18 protein-coding genes and 2 pseudogenes are annotated in these 22,841 nt (G+C 70.7%); 5 read left to right on the plus strand and 15 right to left on the minus strand.

What is annotated here, in order from left to right:
• Positions 1-746: 746 nt before the first annotated feature.
• The 7 genes and pseudogenes from tpg to ACZ7FF_RS39025 form a co-directional block, all read right to left on the minus strand.
• The gene (gene tpg / locus ACZ7FF_RS38995) at positions 747-1,304 is read right to left on the minus strand and encodes a telomere-protecting terminal protein Tpg (protein WP_470818714.1); all 558 of its coding nucleotides are present in this window, start codon (positions 1,302-1,304) and stop codon (positions 747-749) included.
• Between the two features lie 9 nt (positions 1,305-1,313).
• Complete coding sequence (gene tap, locus ACZ7FF_RS39000) at positions 1,314-3,521, minus strand: telomere-associated protein Tap (protein WP_470818716.1); 2,208 nt, start codon at positions 3,519-3,521, stop codon at positions 1,314-1,316.
• A 165-nt stretch (positions 3,522-3,686) separates the two neighbouring features.
• Positions 3,687-4,730, minus strand: a complete 1,044-nt coding sequence (locus tag ACZ7FF_RS39005) for an ABC transporter permease (protein ID WP_470818718.1) — start codon at positions 4,728-4,730, stop codon at positions 3,687-3,689.
• Positions 4,723-6,318, minus strand: coding sequence for a sugar ABC transporter ATP-binding protein (locus ACZ7FF_RS39010; RefSeq protein WP_470818720.1), 1,596 nt, complete (start codon positions 6,316-6,318; stop codon positions 4,723-4,725). The genes ACZ7FF_RS39005 and ACZ7FF_RS39010 overlap by 8 nt, the downstream gene beginning before the upstream one ends.
• A 43-nt stretch (positions 6,319-6,361) precedes the next feature.
• On the minus strand, positions 6,362-7,423 hold the full coding sequence (locus ACZ7FF_RS39015) for a sugar ABC transporter substrate-binding protein (protein ID WP_470818722.1): 1,062 nt from the start codon (positions 7,421-7,423) through the stop codon (positions 6,362-6,364).
• Between the two features lie 516 nt (positions 7,424-7,939).
• A pseudogene (locus ACZ7FF_RS39020) lies at positions 7,940-8,522 on the minus strand (IS110 family transposase); the annotation flags it as partial.
• A gap of 411 nt (positions 8,523-8,933) precedes the next feature.
• Complete coding sequence (locus ACZ7FF_RS39025) at positions 8,934-9,539, minus strand: PucR family transcriptional regulator (RefSeq protein ID WP_470818724.1); 606 nt, start codon at positions 9,537-9,539, stop codon at positions 8,934-8,936.
• Here ACZ7FF_RS39025 and ACZ7FF_RS39030 point away from each other — a divergent pair.
• On the plus strand, positions 9,532-10,185 hold the full coding sequence (locus ACZ7FF_RS39030) for a CocE/NonD family hydrolase C-terminal non-catalytic domain-containing protein (protein WP_470818726.1): 654 nt from the start codon (positions 9,532-9,534) through the stop codon (positions 10,183-10,185). The two genes, ACZ7FF_RS39025 and ACZ7FF_RS39030, sit on opposite strands and share 8 nt — an antisense overlap.
• Positions 10,186-10,322: 137 nt before the next feature.
• A complete protein-coding gene (locus ACZ7FF_RS39035) occupies positions 10,323-11,825 on the plus strand; it encodes an aromatic amino acid ammonia-lyase (RefSeq protein WP_470818728.1) in 1,503 nt (500 codons plus the stop codon).
• A gap of 41 nt (positions 11,826-11,866) precedes the next feature.
• Here ACZ7FF_RS39035 and ACZ7FF_RS39040 read toward each other — a convergent pair whose 3' ends face one another.
• The 3 genes from ACZ7FF_RS39040 to ACZ7FF_RS39050 form a co-directional block, all read right to left on the minus strand.
• Entirely contained in the window at positions 11,867-12,727 is an 861-nt protein-coding gene (locus ACZ7FF_RS39040) for an alpha/beta fold hydrolase (protein WP_470818785.1), read from the minus strand.
• Between the two features lie 78 nt (positions 12,728-12,805).
• Positions 12,806-13,177, minus strand: a complete 372-nt coding sequence (locus ACZ7FF_RS39045) for a hypothetical protein (RefSeq protein ID WP_470818730.1) — start codon at positions 13,175-13,177, stop codon at positions 12,806-12,808.
• A gap of 234 nt (positions 13,178-13,411) precedes the next feature.
• A complete protein-coding gene (locus ACZ7FF_RS39050) occupies positions 13,412-14,293 on the minus strand; it encodes a sterol desaturase family protein (RefSeq protein WP_470818732.1) in 882 nt (293 codons plus the stop codon).
• Between the two features lie 95 nt (positions 14,294-14,388).
• Between ACZ7FF_RS39050 and ACZ7FF_RS39055 the strand changes: the two genes are divergently transcribed.
• On the plus strand, positions 14,389-15,018 hold the full coding sequence (locus ACZ7FF_RS39055) for a TetR/AcrR family transcriptional regulator (protein ID WP_470818733.1): 630 nt from the start codon (positions 14,389-14,391) through the stop codon (positions 15,016-15,018).
• Positions 15,019-16,190: 1,172 nt separating this feature from the next.
• Here the strand turns inward: ACZ7FF_RS39055 and ACZ7FF_RS39060 are convergent.
• The 4 genes and pseudogenes from ACZ7FF_RS39060 to ACZ7FF_RS39075 all read right to left on the minus strand — a co-directional run bounded on the left by ACZ7FF_RS39060 (position 16,191) and on the right by ACZ7FF_RS39075 (position 18,970).
• Positions 16,191-16,820, minus strand: a complete 630-nt coding sequence (locus tag ACZ7FF_RS39060; RefSeq protein WP_470818735.1) for an MBL fold metallo-hydrolase — start codon at positions 16,818-16,820, stop codon at positions 16,191-16,193.
• A gap of 11 nt (positions 16,821-16,831) precedes the next feature.
• Positions 16,832-16,939: pseudogene (locus tag ACZ7FF_RS39065) on the minus strand (S-(hydroxymethyl)mycothiol dehydrogenase); the annotation flags it as partial.
• A gap of 69 nt (positions 16,940-17,008) precedes the next feature.
• Positions 17,009-17,164: a hypothetical protein gene (locus ACZ7FF_RS39070; RefSeq protein ID WP_470818788.1), complete on the minus strand. Its 156-nt coding sequence runs from the start codon at positions 17,162-17,164 to the stop codon at positions 17,009-17,011.
• Between the two features lie 597 nt (positions 17,165-17,761).
• Positions 17,762-18,970 carry an ROK family protein gene (locus ACZ7FF_RS39075; protein WP_470818736.1) on the minus strand — a complete coding sequence of 403 codons (1,209 nt, stop codon included), beginning with the start codon at positions 18,968-18,970 and terminating at the stop codon, positions 17,762-17,764.
• Positions 18,971-19,149: 179 nt separating this feature from the next.
• Here ACZ7FF_RS39075 and ACZ7FF_RS39080 point away from each other — a divergent pair, with 179 nt between their 5' ends.
• Positions 19,150-19,959 (plus strand): sugar kinase, encoded by an 810-nt coding sequence (locus ACZ7FF_RS39080; RefSeq protein WP_470818737.1) that lies wholly within the window; start codon positions 19,150-19,152, stop codon positions 19,957-19,959.
• Positions 19,960-20,013: 54 nt separating this feature from the next.
• Here the strand turns inward: ACZ7FF_RS39080 and ACZ7FF_RS39085 are convergent, their stop codons facing one another.
• The gene (locus ACZ7FF_RS39085; RefSeq protein WP_470818738.1) at positions 20,014-21,660 is read right to left on the minus strand and encodes a right-handed parallel beta-helix repeat-containing protein; all 1,647 of its coding nucleotides are present in this window, start codon (positions 21,658-21,660) and stop codon (positions 20,014-20,016) included.
• A 486-nt stretch (positions 21,661-22,146) separates the two neighbouring features.
• Between ACZ7FF_RS39085 and ACZ7FF_RS39090 the strand changes: the two genes are divergently transcribed.
• The gene (locus tag ACZ7FF_RS39090) at positions 22,147-22,785 is read left to right on the plus strand and encodes an HAD family acid phosphatase (protein ID WP_470818787.1); all 639 of its coding nucleotides are present in this window, start codon (positions 22,147-22,149) and stop codon (positions 22,783-22,785) included.
• Positions 22,786-22,841: the final 56 nt, after the last annotated feature.

The raw sequence follows: 22,841 nt of genomic DNA on the forward strand, positions 1-22,841 counted from the left end.
CAACCTGCCCGAGCACTGGAGAGTCCTTGTCCTGGCCGATCATCTTCGCCTACGGCGGCACCAACCCCGTAGACACCCCTTCCATCACGCCACGACCCGTCTCTCACGCGGGATCAACGGGACTGACGGGACTGAAGTTCCCACTCAGAGTCAGAGGCTAGCGCACACCTCGCCGTTCCAGAACACGCTTGGCCTGCATGTCGAACATTCAGTCCCGTCAGTCCCTCCCGGCATACGGCAACCGAGCCGGACGCCCCGGGCCAGGACCCGGCGCCGCTTTCGGTCCCGTTCAGTCCCGTCGGCAAAAGACCAGCTCAGAGAGTTGAGGCCGCCGATCACGGGACTGACGGGACTCAAGGCTCTATATATGAGCTACGTAGCACAGGAAGTACTACAACCTTACGTACGCGCGCATACGCGCGCGCCTGATCGTTATAACTCCCACCTTGAGTCCCGTCAGTCCCGTAAACTCTGTCTCCACGCTTCTGACCAGCACTTTTGGCAACGGGCCTGAAACGGGACCGAACACTGCGTTCAGTCCCGCCCACTTCCCGGTACTCCCGGTCGTCGCCGAGACCACACGGACAGAACAAGGAAGCGTGGCTGAGCCGTGCGGGTGGCCCGGGTGACATACGCGTGCGTGCTCGGTCGGCACGCGCTCTCGTCGTGGCGTGCTTTCGTGGGCTGGTGTGACTACGGGGTGTCCAGGGGCGGTTCACATCGGATCGTCGAGCTGCCTGGCCCGGCTACAGGTCGAACTCGACCTGTTCGACCTCGGTGAGGCGCACCTCCTCCAGGCTGCCGGCGCGGCGGCCGCTGTCCTGGAAGTACACCTCTCTCAGCGCTTCGGCGGTGATCTCCTGGAGCCGTTGGTCGGAGGCGCCCTGTTCCCTGGCGTCGAAGAGACGGGCGGCGTACTGCGGCGGCAGCGCCACGGTCAGGTGTCTGAGGCGGGCGTCGTCCGTGGAACCGATCGGCGCGGTGTAGCCGATCCGGGCGCGGGTGTCGATGACGATGCCGTCCGTGGTCGCGGCTCTCTGCCGGGCCCTGGCACGGATCTGGGGCTGCCACCGCTTCCTCACCTCGCGCCCGAGGCGCTCGGCGAGGTCGGGACGCGGTTTCCTGATCTGGTCCTTCACGTACCGCTCCACGGTGCGCTGGGAGACCCGCAGCAACTGGGCCACCGCCCTGGTGCCCTTGAGCTGTTTGACCAGATAGCGCATCTGCGCGGGCGCGCTCTTGGGCACCGGGCGGGTGAACGACTTTTGCACGGCCGCGTCCAGGCCGTCGCCGAACAGGCTCATCGGCCTCTCCTACTCCCCGTTGTCGACGTCGGTGACCGTGCCGTCCTTGATGTACCGGGCGAGGTTGAGCTCCGGGGCGTCGAAGCGATCGCGGACCTCCTCGCCCCACAGGACGGTCTGGGTACCCTCGTGCTTGACCAGGCCCGGGTTGATGCCGAGCTTGAAGCCGCCCGGCAGCGGCTTGCCGTCCCGGTAGGGCAGGAAGTCCAGCGGTGAGGGGCCGCCGGCCGCGTACACGACGCAGTCGGACAGGATCGCGACCGGGTACTGGCCGGTGTACACCGCGTGCTTGACGATCTTCCGGTGCAGGTTGATCCGGGTGCGGGAGATGACCGCGGCGCGGATGTCCGGCCGCCACGTCGGACGTGCCAGGGCCCGCCACGGCTGACCGGGCCGCCAGCCCTCGCCGCGGGGCCTTTCGCGCAGCTTGCCCAGGCCGCCCTTGACCGTGGCCTTGATGGCCGAGACGACGATCGCCAGCTCGGGGTCGCGGTCCTTGTGACCGTCCATCGCCGCGAGGAAGTCCGCGGGCGACAGGTCCGCGGCCACGCCGAGGTCGGCCATCGTGGCGAGGTAGGCGTCGCGCAGTCGGCTGTACCAGCCGTCCAGGTAGCGGCCGTTCTCGTAGCGGACGTACGCCTCGATCGGGCGTACCTCGTGGCCCAGTTCCTGGGCGTAGGCGACGGTCGGGGTCGCGTACCAGGCCGGGCCCTCGGGGCGGTCGCCCTTCGGTGTGAACGGGCTGGGCAGCAGACGCGCGTCCAGGTCGGCCCACTTGTCCTTGCCGACCTTCACCCGGGACAGGTCGACGTGGGAGAGGTCCACCAGCCACGAGCCGGGCAGCTTCGGGTCGAACACCGGTGCCTTGACGTGGGTGGGCGCACCGAGACCGACGATGAGGCCGTTCGCTCCGGCGGCGAAGGCCATGTTCACGTCGATGCCGACCAGGTGCCGCAGGGTGCACTCGGCGTCCGTCATCGGGCGCGCCCAGTCGTATGCCTCCTCGAACAGCTTCTCCGCCGGGCCCCGGACGTGGAACCGCGGCAGGTCCGCCAGGAGCGGGTGCCCGTCCGGGGCTTCGCACGGCGCACAGTCCACCGGGTCCTTGCCCAGGCTTCCGGGGTTGTGCTCGGAGTGCCGTCTGCCGTCGGCGCCGGGCTCGGAGGCGCGGGTCGGCGGGTGCAGCGCGGTCATCAGCTCCAGGCCGGTCACGGCCGTGGAACCGCGCGGCGTCATCACCCGCGACGCGTACACGCCCAGCAGCCGGGCGAGCTCCGCCGGCGGAAGCTGCCCGGCCGCGCCCCAGTGGCGGGAGTCGAGCGCGTGCCAGGACGGGATGCACAGCTGGACGCAGGCCCGCTCCGAGCCGTGTGCCGGGCGGTAGATCCGCGCCCACGGTCCGAAGCCGCGCTTGGTCAGCTTCCAGTCGGCGCGCGCCAGTTGCTTGATGACCTTGTGGGCCTCGGGGATCCGTCCGGCGATCCGCTCCTCGTCGGTGAGGGTGACCGGCAGGCCGTAGCGTTCCAGCGCGGCCTCGGTGAGTACGAGCAGCGGGTCGGCGTCCTTGCCCGGTCCGGACAGCTTCGGCTGCCCGAGCCTCGCTTCCGTGAGCGTCCACTCCACCAGGGCCGGGATGCTTTGGGCGGGCACGTCCAGGACCAGGCCGCCGACACCGTAGGCGAGGACGTGACCGTCTTCGTCGACGTCGATCACGGAGAGCGGACCGTTCTCGAACCGCGGGTCGGCGGCCGGCACGGCCGGCTTTCCGGCCGCCGACCTCGTGCCTGGCTTCGTACCTGGGCGCCGGGATGACACGGGGGGCCTGCGCGCCGGCGTCGGACGGGCGGTGGTGGCCGAGGCCGGCGGGGCTGCGGCGGGGTCGGTCGGGGCTGGAGCCGGCAGGGCTGCCGCGGGGGCGGGGGCGGGTTCGGGCTCAGGGGACGCCTCCTGCACCCGGTCCGGGACCGGGAAGCGCGCGGCAAGGCCCTCCAGGAGCCGGGCGTAGGCGGCACGTTTCGGCGGCCGCGGGTCGGTCCTGCCCGCCTCCCAGTTCCCCACCGCCTCGCGGCGGGTGTTCAGCGCCTTGGCGACCTGGTCCTGACTCAGACCGGCCGCCTCGCGCAGCCGCCTGCGCTCGGCAGGGGCGGGGAGATCGTCTTGTGCGACTTGCTCGAGCAGGGCGTCGATCGCGCTGAACAGGTCGTTCTCAGGGAGCACAGGATTCACCTCAGGAAGGACCCTACATCAAACGCGCATCAAACGCGCATCAATCCAGCATTGGATCGCTCATCGGAGCACTCGTCGGAACGCTCATCGGCGCGCCCGGCACACCGGGCGCGCGGGCGCCGGTCCTGACTCCGGGCCATGGTGGCCACCCCGGGTTCAGTCCTGAACCTTGCCGCCCGTGATGCGCGAGATGATCAGCGCGACCAGGATGATCAGGCCGTTGAGGGCGCCGATCCACTGGGCGGGGACGCCGGCCAGGGTGAGCACGTTCTGGATCATGAAGAGCAGGAGGATGCCGCTGAAGGCCCCGAACATGGTGCCCTTGCCGCCGTTGAGGCTGATTCCGCCGATGACGGCGGCGGCGTAGACGGTGAAGATGTAGCCGTTGCCCTGCGCCGAGGCGACCGACGCCAGGCGCCCGGAGAGCATCAGCCCGGCGAGGGCCGCGAGGACGCTGCCGGTGACGATGACGATCCACAGCACCCGGTCGGTGCGGATGCCCGCGGCCTTCGCCGCGTCGACGTTGCCGCCGATGGCGTACAGCGAGCGGCCGAAGCTGGTCCAGCCGAGCACGCCGATCGCGCAGGCGAAGAGGGTGAGGCAGATCCAGATGGAGACGGGTACGCCGAACCATTCGGCCGTGCCCAGGTAGAGCATCGACTGCGGCAGCTGGAAGAACGTCTGGCCGCCGGAGATGCCGGTCAGGAGGCCGCGCAGCACGATGAGCATGCCGAGGGTGACGATGAAGCCGTTGAGGCCGAAGCGGATGATCAGCAGGGAGTTGACCACGCCGACCAGGGCGCCGGCGGCGAGCGTGACGGGGACCGCCCAGGCGCCGGGGAGGAGCCCGAGGCCGTGTCCGGCGCCGGCCGGCACCACCAGCCACGCGGCCACGCCCGGTGCCAGGCCCATGGTGGATTCCATCGACAGGTCCATCTTCTTGACGATGAGGACCATCGTCTGGGAGAGGACCAGCAGGGCCGTCTCGGACATGGTCTGCAGGACGTTGATCAGGTTGTCCGCCCGCAGGAACACCGGGCTGACGATCTGACCGACGATCGTGATGACCACGATCGCGGGGACGAGCGCGAGGTCGCGCAGCCGGGCCAGCGGTATCCGGCCTCCGAACAGCCTGTTGCGCTTGGCCCACCACCCGGCGGCCTCGGGGTCGGCCGTGTCCGCGAGGGCGGTTTCAGGCATTGAGGTCCATTCCTTCCATGGCGCCCACGAGGTCGTGGTCGTGCCAGCCGCGGGCGGTCTCCGACGTCACCCGGCCCTGGAACATCACCAGGACCCGGTCGCACATACGCAGGTCGTCGAGGTCGTCGGAGGCGATGAGCACTCCGGTGCCGTCCCGCGCGGTCTCCTCGACCTTGCCGAGGAGGAAATCCTTGGAGCGCACGTCCACACCCGCGGTCGGGTTGATCAGGACCAGCAGCCGCGGGTCGTCGGCGAGTGCGCGCGCCATGACGACCTTCTGCTGGTTGCCACCCGAGAGGGCGGAGACGGGCAGGTCGGGTCCGGGTGTCTTGATCGCCAGGTTCTCGATCAGGCCCCTTGCCAGGTGGTCCCGGCGGCTTCGGCTCAACAGCCCGTTGCGCCCGAGCCGCTTCGACACGGACAGAGTGGCGTTGTCCGCGACCGACATGCCGGGCACGATGCCCTGACGATGCCGGTCCTCCGGCACGAACCCGGCACCGGCCGCGAGCGCGGCCGGCACACTGCCGGGCCGCGGCCGGCTTCCGGCGATCTCCACGTCACCCGACCGGGCCGAGCGCAGGCCTACGACGGTCTCGGCGACCTCCGTACGACCGCTGCCGGCGGCGCCCGCGAGGCCGACGATCTCCCCGGCGCCCACCCGGAAGGTGACGTCGCCGTAGGTGTCGCCGGTCAGGCCCCGCACGTTCAGCGCGGCGGTCGCGCCGGCGTCGAGGGTGCTCACCCGCTCCTCACCCCGGTCCGTCGCAGCCTCGCCGGTCATGGCGGCGACCAGTTCGGCGCGGGGCACGTCCGCGACGGGCGCGGTCAGGATGTGGCGGGCGTCCCGGAAGACCGTCACCGTGTCGCAGATCTCGTAGACCTCCTGCAGGTGATGGCTGATGAACAGGAAGGTCACGCCCTGGCGCTGCAGGTCGCGTATCCGGTCGAAGAGGCGGTTGATGGCCGCGCCGTCGAGCTGGGCGGTCGGCTCGTCCAGGATGACGAACCGGGCCCCGAAGGACAGCGCGCGGGCGATCTCGACGAACTGCCGCTGTTCGACGCTCAGGTCACCCGCGGGGGTCCGCGGATCCACGTCCACGGACCAGGCCGACAGCAGTTCCTGTGCCTGGCGGCGCACGCCCCGCCAGCTGATCAGTGGCCCCCGTCCGCTTTCGTACCGGTTGTCGTACCGGTTGAGGAAGAGGTTCTCGGCGACGGTCAGGGTCGGGATGACGGTCGACTTCTGGTAGACGCAGGCCACGCGCCGGCGCCAGGCGTCGCGGTCCGCGAGCCGGGGTGCCGGGGCGCCTCCCAGGGTGATCGTCCCCGCGTCGGGGGCCTGGAGTCCCGTGAGGAGGGACACCAGGGTGGACTTTCCGGCTCCGTTGCGGCCGACGAGCGCGTGGGTCTCGCCGGGATGGATGGTGATCCGGGCGCCGTTCAGGGCGACCGTCGGGCCGAATCGTCTGACGAGCCCCGTGGCCTCGACGGCCGGCGTGTCCGCCGGGCCCCGCCCGCCGTCCGCCGGGCCCCGCCCGCCGTCCGCCGGGGCGGGCGTGGGGCCGGCTGCTCGGGGCCCGTCGCTCATCTCAACCGCCTTGCGTTCCTGGGGTGTGCGTGGTCTTCGATCGTCAGCCGACGCTGTTGCCCCACAGGGACGCGTCGGTGCTCTTGACGCTGGGAACACCGCCGTACGTGCCGCCGTCCACGGTGACGAGCGGGGCGGAGAGCTGGTCCTCCAGCAGCCCCTTGCGCACCTGCACGATGGTGCTGTCGTGGCCGGTCCTGCCGGGCTTGAACGTCTTCCCGTCGATCGCGGCCTTGAGGTAGTACAGGGCGTACTTGGCGTACAGGTCGGCCGGCTGGGAGACGGTGGCGTCGATCTTCCCGTCGGCGATGTCCTTCATCTCCTCGGGTATGCCGTCGTTCGACACGACGAAGACGTGGTTCGGGTCGGACGGCTTGACCAGCAGGCCCTTCTGCCTGAGGACCTGGAGGGTGCCGGACAGGGCGAAGCTGGACTGCATGTAGACGCCCTTGATGTCCGGGTTGGCCGTCAGGTCCGTCTGCAGCTTCTGCGCGGCCACGGCACCGTCCCAGTTGGTGGCGTCGCCGATCACCTTGATGTCCGGGTAGTTCTTCTTCATGCAGGCGTTGAACGCCTCGGTGCGGTCACGGCCGTTGATGGAGGACAGGTCGCCCTCCAGCATCACGACCGTGCCCTTGCCGTCGAGCTTCGTGCCCAGGTACCGGCACGACTTCTCGCCGTAGGCGCGGTTGTCGGCGCGGACCACCATGAAGACCTTGCCGCTGTCGGGACGGGTGTCCACGGTGACGACCGGGATCTTCTTGGCCGCCAGCTGGTCCAGGGTGGGCGCGATGGCCGCGGTGTCCTGCGGGGCCATCACGATGCCGTTGACCCCCTGGCTGATGAAGGTCTGCACGTTCGCGGTGAGCTTGGCGACGTCGTTCTGCGAATTGGTGATCTTGAAGTCGAGGCTGAGATGTCCCGCGTACCTGGGCGTGTACTTGATGTACGAGTTCCAGAAGTCGGTGTCGGCGCGCGGGTAGTCGATACCGACCAGCGGCCGGCTCTTCACAGTCGCGCCGGAGTCGGGGCCACCACACGCACCGAGCAGCACCAACGCGGACAGGGCGGAGGCGGTGGAGCGGAGAACGGTCCTGATTCTCATCGGTACTTCCTCGCGACGGTCCCGAGCGGGAGAAGGTCCGCTTGGGCGGCAGGTACCGCCGCCCCCGGAAAGATGGGATGTGGGTATAGACGTGCGAGTGGATCACTGTCCACCCGCGAGAAGGATCGCTTGAACTCCCGGCACGAACCCCGATGCGGGCATGCCCGGGTGCCGGGCCGATAGGATCGCCAGGCAAATACATCCCATCATTCAGGTCTACGGCGGCAGTTCGGCGGACAGTGCCGGGTCAGGCGGCCGTTCCACGGCATCGCCGCGGTGCCACCGCGGGGCTGTCCCGGGTCGCCGTCCACGATGGCCCGGTCCCGCTCGGTGCACCTGACCGCGACGCAACTGCTCATCGCCGCTGACCGATGTCGACCAGTTATGAAGCATCGTGAAGAATGCCGTCCTGGCCGGGCGGAGTGTGCGCCGGTGACAGCGTCGACCGCTGATGTGTTGGGGCGGGTGCTGAGCGGGCCACTCCGCCATCACCCTTCCGCGGCACCGGCGGATCCGGGCGGCGGTCGTGACTCCGATGCCGGGCATGGAAGTCAGGACCCGGGAAAGAGGGTGGGTCTCCATCAGTTCTTCGATCCGGGCCGCGAGGAGTCTGCGCTGGTCCAGCACGGAGCCGAGGCTGGAGAGGAGATGGGGGATGATCAGTTCGGCGGCAGTCGGTGCCGGGGACACGATCCGCTCGTCGAGCGGAGTGCGGACGACCGTCGACGGCCCGCGGCGTGTGGGGCATCGTGCGGGCGGCGTCTGCGATGACATACGCATCGCGGGCGTCGGGTCTTGGCCTCGTCCGGGTAGAGGTCGGCGATCCGCCGCATCGTCAGGTCTGGGAGATGGGCGACGCGGCAGCCATGTCACGGGCCACGGCTAGGGACAGTGCGCCTTTGGAAGCGGGCTGGTCGATGACCAGCAGGACGGCGCCGTGCTTGGCCTGGAGCCTGGCGAAGACCTCTCGGAGCTTCGGCTTCCGGGGCCGAAGGCCGACCCGGCGGCGCCGCCGGCGTCCCGCGAGGAGGCAATCACCGGCGGCACGAAGGACTTCGCCCACGTCGGCGGCTACGCGGTCATCTCCCCGACGGGTCAGCCCAGAGCATGCGCATCGTCGTCCACGTGACCTACCTCGTCGACTGTCCCAAGCCCAAGTCAGCGGTTCGTCGTTGATTCGGTGTGAATCGCCGTGGACCGAATCCCGCCGTTGCCGGTGACCGAGGTCCAGCGGGCTGTACTTGAGTGATGGGTGCGTCGCCGGTCAACGGCTTCGATCGGGTGCGGCGCCGGCCGCAGACCGTGCACGTTCCGTGAGCATTTTCGGCCGGAGGATTCCGCCCTGATCCTCGTGCGCGTGCGTCGTCCGCACGCAGTGCCCGACGCATCGGCGAATTTTCCGAATGACGTGTCCCACTCATTCAATGAGCGCTTCGCGGCCGTGCACGGGTGTGAGCAGACGGAAAGCGTCCGCTCCACGCAGGGGAGACGACGTGTCCGCCGGACGCGGTCACGAGTGCCCGTCGGCCCAGGGCAACCGGGTCTGCCACTGGGGGCCGCCGAGTGAGCGGGCGGCGAGCGCCAGCAGCAGCAGATCGTCGATGTCCCGGTAGTCGAGCCCGGTCACCTCGCGGATCCTGCGCATCCGGTAGGCGGTGGTGTTCGGGTGGATGCGCAGTACCTCCGCGGCCGAGCGCAGGCTGAACCCGGCGCGGCAGAAGACGATCAGTGTGTCCTGCAACGACGTGCCCTTGACGTCGTCGTGGCGGGCCAGGGGCGTGAGCACGGTCTCGCGCAGCCACGGCGTGTTGCCGAGATCGGCGACGATCCGGTCGAGCACTCCCGCGCCCAGCCGGCCGAGCCGGGACATGAGCGCCTGGTCGGTGCTCAGCCCCTCGTCGACGGCCGCACGCGGGCTGGTGGCGAACCAGACGTCGAGGATCTCGTTCATCTGCACCTGCGAGGTCAGCCGCAGGCTGAGGGCCAGGACGTTCGCATGGGCCCACTGTCTGGCGACCCTGGCCGTCTCGGCGTCGGTGCAGTGCGCGACCCGAGTGCGGCTCTGCGATGTCGCGCCGGACGGCACGTCGCTGCTGGTGTCCGAGGGCGTGCTCAATCTCAGCCACCGCGACGGGCACGAGCGTCCCGCGCCGCTCGTCCCGGGCCGGTTCGAGGACGTGGGGGTCCAACTGAACGCGCTCGGGCACCGTTTCGAGCCCGGACACCGCGTCCGCGTCGCCCTCTCGACGACCTGCTTCCCGCGGGTGTGGCCCTCGCCCGCCGCGGCCGTCCTCACGGTCGACACCGGGCGCAGCGCGCTGGTGCTCGCGGTCGCCGACGGGGTCAGGACCCTCGCGCCGCCGCCCGAGGCGCCGACGCTCGTCACCGCCGGGCCCGTCCGTGAGGTGGAGCCGGCCGTCAGCCGGCGCGACGTCATCCGTTCGTTCGCCGACGACGAGGAGGCCGTGGTGGTGGTCACCTCGAACGGCGGGGTGAGCGTCATCGACGAACGGCTGATCCTGGCGACCCGGGCCACGGACCGGTTCCGCATCGCCCCGGACGATCCGCTGAGCGCGGAGGCGGAGTGCCGGCGAACGTACACGGTGGGCTCGCCCCGGGCGCCGTCGGAGATATCCGTGGTGAGCCGTCTGCGTGCCGACGCGGACAGCTTTCACGTGGTCACCGAGGTCGTCGCGCGACAGGGCGGCGAGGAGATCCACCGCCGGACATGGAGCAGGGCGATCCCGCGCCGGTTCGTCTGAGGGCGGAGAAGAGAAGGCGGGGGCCCGGCGGACGCTCACAGGTCCCTTCGGGCGCCCCGGTGGCGGCCGTCGCCGGGCCGGCCGAGCCGGAAGCGAAGGTCCCCGTCGGGGAGAGTGCTGAGAGGAGTGTGGACCTGATGTCTTCCGGGACCCTGGGCACATCGGACGTCGTGGCCGGTGGGCGCACCGGCCCGGTGGTCCTGGACGGGACCGGTCTCGGCGTCGAGGACGTCGTGCGGCTCGCCGACGGGACCGCGCGGCCGGTACCGGACGGCGAGGCGATGGAACGCGCCGGGAGGTCCTGGACCGCCGCCCGGCACATCGCCGCCACCGGACGCGTCTACGGCCGTTCCACCGGCGTCGGTGCCAACCGCTCGCAGGACGTCCCTTCCGAAGCCGCGGCCGGACACGGTCTGCGGCTGCTGCGCAGCCACGCCGGTGCCATAGGTGAGGACCTGCCGGTCCGGCAGGTCCGGGCCATGCTCGCGGTCCGCGCCAACCAGTTGCTCGCCGGAGGCGCGGGACTGCGGCCGTCCGTGATCACGGCGCTGTGCGAGGCACTGGAGAGCGGTGCGCATCCGGTCGTGGGCGAGTTCGGGTCGGTCGGCACCGGTGACATCGCGGCCCTGGCGCAGCTGGGGCTGGCGCTGGCGGGCGAGCACCCCTGGCGGGGGCCCTCCGCGCCTCCGCCGCCCCAGCCCCTGGACGGCAACGACGCGTTGGCGCTCATGAGCAGCAACGCCCTCACCCTCGGCCAGTCCGCGCTCGCGCTGCACGAGCTGCGCGGGCTGATCGCCGCCACCGAGGTCGTCGCCGCCCTGTCGCTGCTCGCGGTCGACGGTTCGCACGAGGCGTACGCCGCTCCCGTGTTCGCGGCCTGCCCGCACCGGGGCAGTTCCGGGGTCGCCCGGCGGATGCGGCGGCTGACCGGCGCGCAGGACCGACCTGCGCCGCCCCTAGGCCGTATCCAGGATCCTTACGGCTTCCGCTGCCTGCCGCAGATCCACGGCCCCGCGCACGAGGCGGCCGAGGCGCTGGAAGAGGTCCTGCGCGTCGAGATGAACGCGGCCACGGAGAACCCCCTGATCTCGCCCGAGTGCCTGGCCGCCTACCATCACGGGGGCTTCTACCAGGCCCGGCTCGCCCTCGCGCTGGACCACTTCAGGCTGGCCGTGACCCAGGTGGCGCGGCTGTCCACCTCCCGGCTCTCCACTCTCAACGAGCCCGCCTACACGCGCCTGCGCCCCTTCCTGGCGGGGTCCGAGGCCGCTTCGTCCGGGGTGATGATCCTGGAGTACGCCGCCGGGGCCGCCCTCGGTGATCTGCGGGCGTTCTCCGCGCCCGCCTCGCTCGGCCACGCGGTGCTCTCCCGGGGCGTCGAGGAACAGGCCAGCTTCGCCTCCCTCGCGGCTCGGCAGACGCTCCGGGCGTGCGGCGCCTACCGTCTTGTCGTGGGCTGCGAACTCGTGGCAGCCGTAAGGGCGTTGCGCATGCGGGGCCTCAGGCCCGAAGGCGGGCTTCCGGCGGCCCGGGCGCTGGAGCTCGCCGAGTCGGTGCTCGGCGGGGATCCGGCCGACCGGCCGCTGACGGACGACGTGACGGCGGCGGCCGCACTGCTGGACCGCTTCACGAGGATCTGACGGGGCGGCACGCCCTGAACCGGGAGGAAGCAGCCGGGCGCTCACAGGGTGCCGGCGAGTTCCCGCAGCATGCGGTCGGCGGCCGCCACGCTGATCGACAGGTGGCCCTCGCCCTGTTCGAGGTGGGCCACGGCGCCGGGGATGTGGGCCGCGAGCCACTGGCCGTGGGCGAAGGGCACCATCAGGTCCGCGCTTCCCTGCCAGACGAACGCGGGGACGGCCAGGTCCTCCAGGGCGAAACCCCAGGGGCGGACGAACGCGATGTCGTCGTCGATCCACCCGTCCACTCCGTCTCGCAGGCCCTCGCCGAATCCCGCGGACATGTCCTCGGCGAACTCGTCGGTCAGCTGGTCACGATCGACCGGCGGAAGCAGCGTTCGCATGCTCTCCCTGAGCCCGGCCGCGTCCGCGTCCCGCAGCTCGGCCGCCGCCGCCTCCACGAACCCGCGCACCGTGGCCTCGCCCTTGACGGCCAGTCCGAATTCCTCCACGTTCGCCTCGCCCATGCCGGCCAGGAAGTCCAGTCCGGGCACGCCGTACGGCGCCACGCCGGCGACGGAGAGGACCCCGGCGACTCGTCCGGGCAGCAGGGCCGCGGTGGCCAGGGCGTGCGGTCCGCCGCCGGACCAGCCCGCGACCACGCACCGCTCGGCTCCGATGTGGTCGAGGATGTCCGCCACGTCCGCGCCGGCGGCGGCCACGTTCCGGCCCGGCGAACGGGTGGAGTGACCGTAACCCGCTCGGGAGAAGGAGACGTGACGCAGGCCCTGGGCGTGGGCGGCGCGTTCGATGGCGCGGACCGGCGGCTTGGCGCTGGGCGTGCCGTGGTGGAAGACCAGCGGAATGCCGTCGTCGGGACCGGAGACGCGCACGTCCAGCTGCCGGCCGTCTCGGGTGGACATCAAGGTCACGGAGTGGATTGTGCCGCACCGCCGGAACGAGGGCCACACTTCCCGGCCGTTCGGGCGGAGTGGCCCGGTTCAGCAGTTCCAGGCGTGCGAGCCGATGTAGTAGTTGCCCGCGAGCGTGACCTGCTTGCCCTTGGTGACGCAGGCTCCGATGGCGCTCGAGTAGCCGGTGTACCGGTAGATCGTCACACCGAGGCCGGAGGTGCCGTGGTTGTAGACGTACTTCGGGTAGGACCTGGCCGCCCAGGAGCACTCGGCGTACCAGTCGGGCGAGTTGTCCTGCCACTGGCACTTCTCCCCCGCGGCGTCCCAGGCGCAGAAGTATGTGCTCGGGCACTTGGACCAGTCCACCGCCGCGGCCGGTGAGGCGTTCGCAATCGTCACTCCCCCGGCGGCCAGTGAGACGACGGCCAGGGCACGGGCAATGCGCGATCGTAACGGCATATTCCCTCCTTCACGGTTGGCTCCCGAAACTACTGAGCGTCCCGTGTGCGGCACAAGGACGGCTTTGCGTCATGGGATGGTCTGGCTGGAGAGCGGAACGCGGAACCAGGGGGTTGGGGGCCCGATGGGGAAGCAGTCCCTGCCGCGAGGCGCCGGCTCGAGGGAGTGGTGGTGGACGAAGACCCACGGGTAGCCGCCGCGGTTCGAGGCCGCCCGGAGCCGCTTGTCCGGTCGTCAGGGGCCGGTACCCGCTCCGCTCTTCGACGGCTCCGGTGTGCCGGCCGGTGACCGGGGCTGCCAGCCGGGGCGGTCGAGGAGGTGCCGGAGCCGGTTGCGCCAGGAGGAGGTCCTGGCCAGGTCGCGGCCGATGGACGCGTACTCGTGGAAGGCGATCCTGAAGGGGTTGTACGTGTCGATGTTCTTGGTCAGGCCGTAGACGGGACGGTCCACCTCGTCGGCGTAGGTGCCGAAGAGACGGTCCCAGACGATGAGCATCCCGCCGAAGTTGCGGTCCAGGTAGCCGCCCTGCGAGGCGTGGTGGACCCGGTGGTGGGAGGGGGTGTTGAGGACGTACTCGACGGCCGGGTGGAGTCTGCCGATCCGGTCGGTGTGCAGCCAGAACTGGGTGATCATGATGATCGCCCCGCACAGGAACGACGCCCACGGCGGGACGCCGAGGAGGATCAGCGGCACGTAGAACAGCTGCGACGTGACGCCCGTCCAGGGCTGGCGGATCGAGGTCGTGTAGTTGTACAGGCGGCTGGAGTGGTGCACGACGTGGGAGGCCCACAGGATGCGTACGACGTGGTGCTCGCGGTGCATCCAGTAGTAGCAGAACTCCTGGGCCAGCAGGATCAGCGGGAACGTGGCCCAGGTGACCGGGATGCGCAGCGGGGTCAGCTCGTAGAGGCCGACGAACGCGACGAACGTCACCGCCTTCCAGAACAGGTCCGCGACCGCCACGCCGGCGGCGATGGCCACGTTCGCCGCGCTGTCGCGCACCGAGTAACCGCTGGCGTTCTCGTCGGGGTGCAGCCGGTAGTACACGATCTCGATGAGGATCAGCAGCGCGTACAGCGGCACGGACAGGATCAGAAGATTGGGTGGCTGTTCCACAAGGGGCTCCTCCCGTAAGGCAGTTGATCGGAGCGCATCGCTCCGACAACGGAGTATCGGAGCGGATCGCTCCGAAACTCAATAGGCTGGACGGCATGAACTCGCATTCCACGCGCGGACGGCAGGCCGAGGCCCGGCGCAACGACGTCCTGCTGCTGCACGCGGCCCGCGACGTCTTCGCCGAGAAGGGGGTCGACGCTCCGGTCGCCGAGGTCGCCAAGCGCGCCGGTGTCGGCATGGGGTCGCTGTATCGCAGGTACGGCAGCAAGGAGGAGTTGCTGCAGCACCTGTGCACGGTGGCGATGGAGCAGTCGATCGCGGGCCTGGACGAGGCGCTGGCACGGCCCGGTACCGGCTGGGAGGTACTGTGCGGCTTCGTGCGCGCGGAGGTCGAGGCCCGGGCGGGGGCCTTCAGCGTCCTCGCCGGTGTACTCCCCCTGACGCCGCGGATCGACGAGGCCAACGCGCGCGGGCGCCGGCGCCTGGAGGCCCTGCTGGGCCGGGGGCACGACGACGGCACGGTGCGCCCCGACGTCATCTGGCTCGACGTGACGCTGCTGATCGTCCACTTCAGCAAACACCCGCGCACCACCGACGAGGACCGCAACGCCTGCTGGCGGCTGCTCGCCCTGGGCCTGGAGGGTCTGCGGGCCCATCCGGGTCGGACCCCGCTGCCGGGCCACACGCCCGATGTCGACCGGTACATGGCGCAGTGGAGTTCCTGACGGGCTCGCCGGCCGACGGCGTGCGACGCCGCCGGCCGGCGGTGGTCATACCGGCTGGACGGGGATGAACTGCCCGTAGTCCTGGAGGTTGCTCGCGCAATCACCGATCGACTGCTTCATCCCGTCCGCTGTACGCAGGACCTCCTCGTCGCCCGCGCTCCACGCGCGGGACCATCATGCGGCCGGGTGGAGCTGGAGGACGGTGATGCTGTGGGCGGGGAAGGTGTAGGTGAAGTCCCCGGTGCCCACGGTGGTGGTGCCCGACTGGATCGTCACGTTCCCGGCGCTGTCGCGGTCGTTGTAGGCCTGGTAGCTCGACGGGGCAAGGCCGCATCGCCAGCCTCTCCTTTTCTGGGCACGTTCAGTCCTCTTTCGGTCTGTCAGGGTTCGCGGGTTTCGTCGAGCGTGTGGACCCGAAGCACGAGGTGCCGTACGGCGAGTGCGGTGAGGCGATCGCCCGCGAAGCGGGACGCTGCGCGAGCGGTGACGATCAGGGCGGCATGGCGGTCGAAGGGGGGTGAGAGCGGCCGGGTGGGTGACTCGGGGTTGCGGGCAGGCAGACAGCAGGCACGGATCGGTGGCCGACTGGTATGAGGTAAATTTCTGGCCGGAAATTACCTCTCCGGCCCAAGCCCTGTCCAGAGGTCAAGCGCTGCTGTGCGGAAGCCCGAGCGTGCGTGTGCACGGGCGAACTCTCGCTGGGTGGCGTCACGGTGGGCAGAGGGCGCTTCCGTGGAGGTCTCAGGTCGCGACGGCGGGGACGGCGGCGCGGATGCCGCTGGCCGGCTCAGCGCGGCGAAGGCCGGGTCGGCCTTCACCGACGCCGTGTGGAGGCGGGTCGGTCCGGTGCCCCTCCTGCCGAACGGGTTGTCCGGGACCGTTGTGCCGGAGGGGCAGTCCCCTCGACGAACCGGAATGCTCGCGCCGCCTGGGCGCCGGAGGCGATGACGGTGCCGCGTGCACCGTCCCTCCGCTCCAGGGTCGCCGTGAGGACGGCGAGGGGTCGGGCGGCCGCGGCAAGAGGTCGCGCCCTCGCCACCCGGCGGTCCGCACCACGCTCGGCCGACGCCGACCGGACGCTGCGGGGCCCGTCGCGCCCCGCGCCGTGGACCCGCCGGCGGCGAGCGGATCGACCGCCGGTCAGGTGTTCGACTGATGCTGCGGACGCGCGGTCAGTGCCCGTGTTTGATCCATGCGTCCAGGTGGGGTGCTTCGGCCCCGATGGTGGTGGAATCGCCGTGGCCGGTGAGGACCTTGGTCTCCGGCGGCAGGGTGAGCAGCCGGTCGCGGATGGAGTCGATGATCGTCGGGAAGTGGGAGAAGGAGCGTCCGGTGGCGCCCGGTCCGCCCTGGAAGAGGGTGTCGCCGGTGAAGACGGCGCCGAGTCCCGGGTCGTACAGGCAGACCGCGCCCGGGGCGTGTCCGGGGGTGTGCAGGACGGTCAGGTCGGTGCCGGCGGCCTTGATGACCTGGCCGTCGAGGAGGTGGCGGTCGGGTTCGCGGTCGGGGTGGGTCATCCGCCACAGGGGCAGGTCGTCCGGGTGCAGCCAGATGACCGCCCCGGTGAGGTCGGCGAGGGCCGGGGCCGCGTCGATGTGGTCGTTGTGGGCGTGGGTGCACACGATCGCGCTCAGCCGCCGGTCGTCGACCGCGGCGGCGATAGCCTCGGCGTCGTGGGCGGCGTCGATGACGATCACCTCGCGCTCGTCACCGACGATCCACACGTTGTTCTCGACGTCCCAGGTGCCGCCGTCGAGGCTGAACTGCCCCGAGGTGACCAGGCGTTCGATGCGCACGGTCATCAGAGCACCACCACCGAGCGCAGCACGTCGCCGGGACCCGGATCCGGCACCACGATCGTCTCGATCCGCACCGGCTCGCCCTTGCCCGGCGCGATCACGCCGCGCACTTCCTGCGCCATGGTCTGGCCCCTTCCATCGTTTGCCTTCGCCTGCCGTCGGCTTGTCCTGACCGCCGGACCCGACGGGTCTCATCCCGCGGCCCAGCCTGCGTAGAACAGGCCGAGCCGCGCTTGCTGTGGCGGCCGCGGGGGCCGTCCCTTGCGGGCCGGCAGCTTGATCAGCAGCGGTGTTCCGATGAGGTTCAGGAACAGGCCGATGGCCCCGGCACACAGGATCTGGCTCATCTGGCGGTGGTGTTTCCCCTCGGGTGCATTCCGCGCGAGACTGCCTTGCCGGCATCGCGGGCTGTCACAGCCCACACCCTATGCGAACGCCCGATCACCGGTACGGAAAAGTGCCCTCCGCGTGATCGTTCTACCCGCTCCGGACACGCCCCGGGCGGCAGCGGCCTGGGGAAAGACCCTGGTCCTCTTTCCCGCGTTCCGCGCGAGAGTGGACGGCGAAGTCACACCTCGCCTTCGCGAGCGCCTCCCGATCGTGTGGATGCCTGGTCCCGCAGGCACCCACGGCTGTGGAAGCGTCTCGTGGGCCGCGTGCGAAGCTCCGGCAGACGGGCCGGGAGACATGGGAAGGTCCTGGATCCCGTCTGCTCTGCTCGCACGGGGGTGGATGCCGTTCGCACCATCCGATGGGCGGCCTGTGACCGCACGGTTCTGTGCTTCCTGAGGCACGGAGCCGTGCGGGGACGAGGCGGGTGCTGTGCACGCGTGCGCAGAGCCCCGGCACCGGTGCGCCGGAGCTCTGCGCGTCGCGTTCGCCCGGTCGGAGCGCTCACCCGGCTCGCCACGAACGGACCCCGTCGCTGCCGGGCCGGGGCGGATTCAGCCGGTCGTGGTCTCCTCGTAGGCGAGCGGGTCGGTGTAGTAGTCGTGCAGGAACACGGTGGCCGAGGCGACGACCAGTGAGTGTTCTCCGAGTGCGGACGGCACCAGGCGGGCGGCGGCGGCCGTGCCGTGGCTGCTCCAGCGGGCGAGTTCGCGCTGGGCGGCGGGGATGAACTCGGGGGCGTCCAGCGGGCCGCCGGCCAGGACCAGCAGGTCCGGGTTGACGATGTCCAGGAGCAGGGCGGCGATCCGGCCGACGTTGCGGGAGCGTTCCCGCAGCAGCCGGGACGCCGTCCGGTCCCCCTCGCGGCTGAGTCGCACCAGCTCCTCCAGCCGGCCGGACGCTCCCACGACACCGCACTCGCGAGCCTGCCGCAGCAGCGCGTCGCCGCTGACGACGTTCTGCGCGCATCCGCTTCTGCCGCAGACCTCGCACCGCACACCGCGTGCCCCCTGGACGGGCAGATGGGTGAGCCAGCCCGCGGCCGAGCCGGGGCCGTGATGCACCTCTCCCCCGATGACCAGGGCCGAGCCGACGATGTTCCCGACGAACAGCTCCACCGCGCTGGTCACTCCGACGGCCGCGCCGAAACGCGTCTCCGCCATGGCCAGACCGCGCACGATGTTGTCGAACAGCACCGGGGCGGGCAGCCGTTCGGCGAGCATCCGGCCGAACGGCACGTCCTTCCAGCCGAGTGCGGCGTGTTCGACCACGATGCCCGCGCGGGCGTCGACCCGGCCTCCCATGGCGGCACCCACGCCCAGCGTGACACGGCCCTCACCATGCTCGGCGAGCAGTGCCAGAACGCCGTCCGCCGCCTGATCGGCGATGGCCTCGGGAGCGGTGGAGACGTGGTCCAGCGTCATCCTGCCGAGCACCTCGCTGCGCAGGTCCACCAGGCCGATCTCGGTACGCAACTGGCCCACATGGACACCGACGGTCAGCCGGGAGCCGGCGGCGAGGTCGACCGGAATGCGAGGGCGCCCCGAATCGGCGGGACCGAGCACGGACGGCAACTCGTACAGCAGCCCGGTGGTCAGCAGCCTTCCGGTCAGCCGGGTGACCGCGGCCGGGGACAGACCGGTGAGCTGAGCGATGCGAGTGCGCGGCATGGACCCCTGGTCGAGGAGCACCCGCACGATCGCGGCCACGTTACGGTGCGCCGCGTCCAGTGACGTCGCCGCACTGGCGTTGCCGTTCGCCATCGTCCCGCCCCTTCGGATCGCGCCGCGCCGTGAGATTCCGCCGTCCGCTCAAGGGCGATCCGTCAACAGGGTCTTGCACGTGCCTCCCTTACGTCATTAATTTACACCACGGAATTTATCCTCGCCCGAATCGCGGTCCGCGGCGGTGACCTCCCCCGGGTCCCGGACAGCTTGGAGCCGTGGGCTGGATCGGCCGCGTCGGCGCCGACGAGTTCGGTTCCCTCGTCCTGCGCACCCTGCGAGCCGAGGGTGTGGACGTCAGCGGGGCCAGGATCGACGAGGACGGCCGCGCAACCGGCCTGGTCGTTCTCGAAGCCCGCGCCGGCGACCTGATCCGGGTCACCTACCACCGCACCGGATCGGCGGGCTCCGTCCTGGGCACCGACGACGTCCTGCCCGCCCTGGACAGCCGCGTACGCGTACTGCACCTCACCGGCATCACGCCGGCCCTCAGCTCCACGGCGGCTCAGGCGGTCCGGGCCACCGCCGCTCGTGCCCAGGAACTCGGTATCACCGTGTGCCTGGACGTCAACTACCGTGCCGGGCTGTGGAGTCCCGAGCGGGCCCATGCCGTGCTGCGCCCACTGGCCGGCCGGGCGGACATCCTGGTCGCCTCCGCGGACGAGCTGCATCTCGTCTCCGGGGACCCCTGCCTCGACGAGGCGGAAGCGGTGAACGCGCTGCTCGCCGAGGGGCGACGCGAGGTCGTGATCACCCGGGGCGGCGACGGTGCCGGCGTCACCACCCGCGACGGGTTCGTGGAGCTTCCGGCCCGCACGATGCCCGTGACCGACGTCGTCGGTGCCGGCGACGCCTTCGTCGCCGGGTACCTCTCCGGCGTCCTCGACGGCCTCGCCGTGAAGGACCGCCTGCACCGGGCCGTCGCCACCGGCGCCTTCGCCGTCACCACCCGCGGCGACTGGGAAGGCCTGCCGTCCCGTGCCGAGCTGGCACTCCTCGACAGTCCTGCGGGCACCACCCTGCGCTGACCGCGAACGGCGAGGGGCCGGCGGTGCGCGCCGGCCCCTCGCTTGTGTGGGGTGTCAGCCCTGGTCGGCGCCGATGTTGGGGGCGCCGGTGGGCAGGGGGTTGCCGTAGAAGTCCTGGGTCGGGGTGGCGGGGATGTCCGCGAAGATCCCGCTGCCCAGGGCGTCGAAGGTCGGGTCGGCCAGGGACACACCGGCCCCGCGCGCCGGACTGGTCGCCGCGAGCTTGAAGCTGTTCGCGTCCGTGCGGTCACTGCCCACGAACGCCGGGTCGGCCTTGACCGACGTCGCGTCCGGGCTCAGGACCGCGTTGTCGAGCAGGTTGTCGTGGATCTCGTTCGTGGTGGCTTTGTTGATGCCGGCGTCCTGGATCTTCGTGCCGTTGGAGGCGTCCAGGATGTTGTTGTACATGAAGCTGTTGTTCATGAACAGGCGGTCCGGGAGGGCCGGCTTGCTCTGCACGGCGTACGACAGGGTGTTGTTGTAGAGGTACACGCCGGTGCTGAAGTCGTTGACGGTGTAGGGCGGCGGGTGGGTCGGGTCGTACGCGTCGATGTAGATCAGCTGGCCCGGGTCCGCGTCGGTGCCGCCCTGCCGCCAGCCGGAGTCGACGACGACGTTGTAGCGGATGATGACGTTGTGGTTGTTGCCGAGGACCTCGATGCCGTAGCCCTGGGCGTCGTAGAAGTAGTTGTACTGCATCAGGACGTTGGTGTTGCGGGCGTCGACGTGGAAGCCGGCGGTGTCGCGAGGGCCGCGGGAGTGCCGGCTGACGTTGTGGTCGACGACGACGTTGGTGTCGCCGAGGAGCCAGCCGCCGCTGCCGCGTCCTATCTGTACTCCGTTGCCGCTCGCGCCGGAGTACTCGATGTCGTTGTTCTGGATCAGCGCGCGGTCCGTCCACTTGACCAGGAAGCACGAGCCGCCGGTGTGGTCGCAGGTGTTGTCCCGGATCACGACGTTGCTGACCGGGGTCGCATCCAGCACCCGAGTCTCCGGGTTGATCGACAGCCCGAACCGGGTGCCGTTCTGGAAGTGGCTGTCCTCGACCGTGATCGTGTCGAAGGTGTTGGTGGCCGCGGTCGACTCGAAGGCGATCCCCGACTGCACGTTGGCGTCGAAGCTCGCCAAGGTCGTGATCGAGTTGACGTCCGCCACCGTGACGTGGCTGAACGTGTACCCGCTCAGGTTGCGGGCCACTGTGCCGTCGTTGACGATCTGCACCCCGTACGCGCAGGCGTCGGATATTCCCGAGCGGCTCGCGGTCCGCGGGTTCGTGATCTCGATGTCGTCGAACGCCAGGTGGTCGTAGCCCTTGACGAGGACCGTGGCGCAGTAGTCGGACACCCCGTTCGATCCGTTGAGGACCGGCTGCGGCGCGCTCGGGTCGCCGTAGGAGGTGTAGGTGATCGGGGCTCCGGCGGCTCCGGAGCGCTTCACCAGGAGCTGGCCCGTGAAGGTCTCACCCCGCGCGAACTTCACGGTGTCCCCGGGGTTCAGCGCCGCGGCCGACACCTTCGCCAGGGACTTCCACGCCTGCCCCGGCGCCGTACCGGTGTTGCCGTCCGAACCCGCCACCGCATCCACGTAGTACGTCACCGGGGTGGCCGCCACCGCCGGCGCGGCAGCGGCGAGAACCGCCCCCAACCACACGGCGTTGGCGGCCAGCACCAGCCCCCACGCCGATCCTCTGTGCCTGCGCATCCTGACTCCTACTCTGCTCGAGGGCCGGCGCATGTCTTCGCGCGGAACAGGGCCGATACGCGCCGTTGGATATCGGTGCCGCGAACGCGTGGAGCAGCTGGGGGTATTCAGCGGAGTCTCCGATTTCCGCGCGGCATGGGCGAAGATAGGTAAGCGGAATTTTTCCGTCTACACGCCACACAAAAGGGCCGCACCATTCAGCGGCGGTGAGCAGTGCGGGCCGGCGAGCGGGCTGCCGCGCGAAGCGGCCGGCGGGGCGCGGGGTCCCGCCGCCCCGCCATGTCGCCTGCGCAGGGCCGGGTGCGTTCCTGGCCCGGGTACCCGGGCCAGGGCGCCCAGCAGACCGGGCCGTGGCGCGCAAGAGTGCCTACCGGCGAGTAGCACGGTGAGGGCCGGGCCCCCATCATGAGCGGGCGTCCGAAGGTCCGTTCGCGCCACGGCCTGCGCGCCGATGACGGCTCGCAGCTCCCCCAGGAGGCCCCCCACATGCATGCCGCCCGCGCCAAGATCGCCCGCGCGTCCGCCACCGCTGTCACCGCCGTCGCCCTCGTCGCCCTGCCGGCCACCACGGCCACGGCCGCCGAGGCGGCCTCGCCCCGCCCCGCGGCCGCCGGCCTCGTCTCCACCACCGGTGTCGACTACGACACCTGGAGGAGCGATGTCGCCGCCGTCGTCGCCGAGGCGCGTCCCTGGATCGAGGCCAGGTCCGCGAACCCGGGCGGAGAGCGGCAGGCGATCGTCCTGGACGTCGACAACACCGCGTTGGAGACCTACTTCCACCCGTTCTGGGAGCAGCCCGTCCCCGCGGTGGCGGACGTCAGGGATCTGACCCGCTACGCCTCCTCCCGGGGCGTGGCCGTCTTCTTCGTCACGGCCCGTCCGGGGCTCGTCGAGTCCCTGACGGACCGGAACCTGAGGCAGGTGGGCTACCCGGTCGACGGGCTCTACGTCGCCGACCTGGCCGATCTCTTCCACGTCAGCGCCTACAAGACCGAGAAGCGAGCCGAGATCGAGGCGAAGGGATACAAGATCATCGCCAATATCGGCAACAGCGCCACCGACCTCACCGGGGGCCACGCGGAGCGCACGTTCAAGCTTCCCGACTACGGCGGCAAACTGTTCTGAACAGGTCCGGCAGTCCCCTGCCCCGGTCGGCCGGGGCAGGGGAGCCGTGCTTTGCG

This window comes from Streptomyces sp. NPDC037126, from assembly GCF_055605965.1.